Annotated in this window: 2 protein-coding genes and 1 pseudogene; 2 read left to right on the top strand and 1 reads right to left on the bottom strand. The window is 61.3% G+C overall.

Going from position 1 to position 2,176, the window contains the following annotated elements:
* Window positions 1–99 precede the first annotated feature (99 nt).
* A complete protein-coding gene (locus ACXRVY_RS25420) occupies window positions 100–1,152 on the bottom strand; it encodes an AraC family transcriptional regulator (protein WP_223463843.1) in 1,053 nt (350 codons plus the stop codon).
* Between the two features lie 163 nt (window positions 1,153–1,315).
* Between ACXRVY_RS25420 and ACXRVY_RS25415 the strand changes: the two are divergent.
* Window positions 1,316–2,011 (top strand): annotated as a pseudogene (locus ACXRVY_RS25415) (3-hydroxyacyl-CoA dehydrogenase NAD-binding domain-containing protein); the annotation flags it as partial.
* Between the two features lie 55 nt (window positions 2,012–2,066).
* On the top strand, window positions 2,067–2,176 hold a 110-nt coding region (locus ACXRVY_RS25410; protein ID WP_458238570.1), incomplete at its 3' end, for a 3-hydroxyacyl-CoA dehydrogenase family protein.

Raw genomic sequence — 2,176 nt, 5'->3', positions numbered from 1 at the left:
CGATACAGGTATTTGAAATGCCACTGCCCCAGACCATGACCCTGATCGAAATCACCGAACCCGGTGGCCCTGAAGTCCTGCAACTGGGCCGACGATGGCTCAGGGCTCGCAGGACTCCTGAAGGGCGGCGACCTTTGCGCCCTGCTCCCCCTGATAACGGGCCCGATAGCGCCCCGGGCTTTCCCCGGTCCACTTCTTGAACGCCCGATGGAAGGCGCTGGGTTCCTGGAAACCCAGTTGCTCGGCGATATCGCTGATGCTCGCATCGCTCTGACGCAATTGCTCAAAGGCCACGCCACGCCGTACTTCGTCCTTGATTTCCTGGTAGGAGCAGCCTTCACGCTCCAGTTTGCGGCGAAAGGTGCTGGGGCTCAGGTGCTGTTCCAGGGCAAAGGCCTGCAACGTCGGCCACTCACTGTAATGACTGCCGCGCAAGCGCTGATGAACCTGCGATGCCAGGCCATGCTGGTTACGGAAGCGGATCACCAACCATTGCGGCGCGGTACGCAGAAACACTTTCAACGACGCCAGGTCCTGAACCACTGGCAGGCGCAAGTAGTGGCTGGCAAATTCGATTTCGGTGCGCTCGGCACCAAAGGTCAGGTTGGGGCCCCAAAGCAGGCGATCGTCACCCAGCGACAGGCGCGAATGGCGGAAGTCCGCGCGATCAATGGGAATGCGCCGCCCGCCCAGCCAGCACAGCAGGCTGATCATCAACACCAGGAAGGTTTCTTCACCGAACCGGCTGGCATCGTTGTCCGTCGAACGGGTTTCCAGGCTGATCACCGCACGCTTGCCACGCACGGCCAGCGAGCCGCGAAAGTCGCGCAGGAACAAGCCGAAGTTGGCCAGGCACTGACGCATGGCCTTGTGCAGATCGGGTTCCTGAATCAGGGCACGGCAGATCAGGGCGAAACTGCCCGGCGGCATGCCATGGGAGTCGAGCCCGAAAAACTCATCGTCGAGCTCGCGGATCTGGATCAGCCACAACGCCGCAAACGCGCTGGCCGGCACCCGCGCCGTGGGTTGGTGCATGACCGCCGGATCAATGCCCGCCTGTTCGAGCACGGCCGTCACGCGCTGCGGATCATCCCTCAGCCCGTGGATCATTGCCTGCACGAAATAGGCGGCAACCAAGTCCTTTTCCCGCATTGGTTCGTTTCTCTCTCATCACCCGAATGGCAAAAAACATCAGTGCCGTTGAACAGTTTTGGCATAGGACAACCGCCCTGCCGGCTCTAGACTCGCGGCAATAGTACGCCTTCGGCTGCAGTCGCGGCCAAGGTATCGCAGGGTTTGATCGAAGGATGGGAAGATGAATCTGCAAAACATCGGCGTGATCGGTGCGGGCACCATGGGCAACGGCATCGCACRAGTCTGTGCCATGGCCGGTTTCAACGTGACCTTGCTCGACATATCCGAAAGCGCTTTGCAAAAAGCCGTCGCAACGGTCGGTAAAAACCTGGACCGGCAGGTCGCCAAGCAAACCCTGACGGTGGAGCAGAAACAAGCCACCCTCGACAAAATCCGCACCAGCACCGATTACAGTGTCCTGGGTGACGCGCAATTGGTCATCGAAGCGGCGACGGAAAATCTCGACCTGAAACTGCGTGTACTGCAACAAATCGCAACACAGGTCAGCAGCGAATGCGTCATTGCCTCCAACACCTCGTCGCTGTCGATCACCCAACTCGCCGCCAGTGTCAGCCAGCCTGAGCGCTTCATCGGCCTGCATTTCTTCAACCCGGTGCCGGTGATGGGCCTGATCGAAGTCATCCGCGGCCTGCAAACCAGTGACGCGACCCACCAACTGGCGCTGGACATGGCGACCACCCTCGGCAAAACCGCGATCACCGCCGGCAACCGCCCGGGCTTCGTGGTCAACCGCATCCTGGTGCCAATGATCAACGAAGCGATCCTGGTGTTCCAGGAAGGCCTGGCCAGCGCCGAAGACATCGACGCCGGCATGCGCCTGGGCTGCAATCAGCCTATCGGCCCGTTGGCCCTGGCCCGCGATCACCGCCGGCAACCGCCCGGGCTTCGTGGTCAACCGCATCCTGGTGCCAATGATCAACGAAGCGATCCTGGTGTTCCAGGAAGGCCTGGCCAGCGCCGAAGACATCGACGCCGGCATGCGCCTGGGCTGCAATCAGCCTATCGGCCCGTTGGCCCTGGC

The sequence above is a fragment of the Pseudomonas sp. P5_A2_2 genome, assembly GCF_054177685.1.
Note: the sequence above shows the minus strand (reverse complement) of the source record. Positions and strands in the feature narration are given on the sequence as shown.

Excerpts from the sequence above, each read along its gene's own strand:
- ACXRVY_RS25420 (WP_223463843.1), bottom strand. The coding sequence starts at position 1,152 with ATGCGGGAAAAGGACTTGGTTGCCGCCTATTTCGTGCAGGCAATGATC.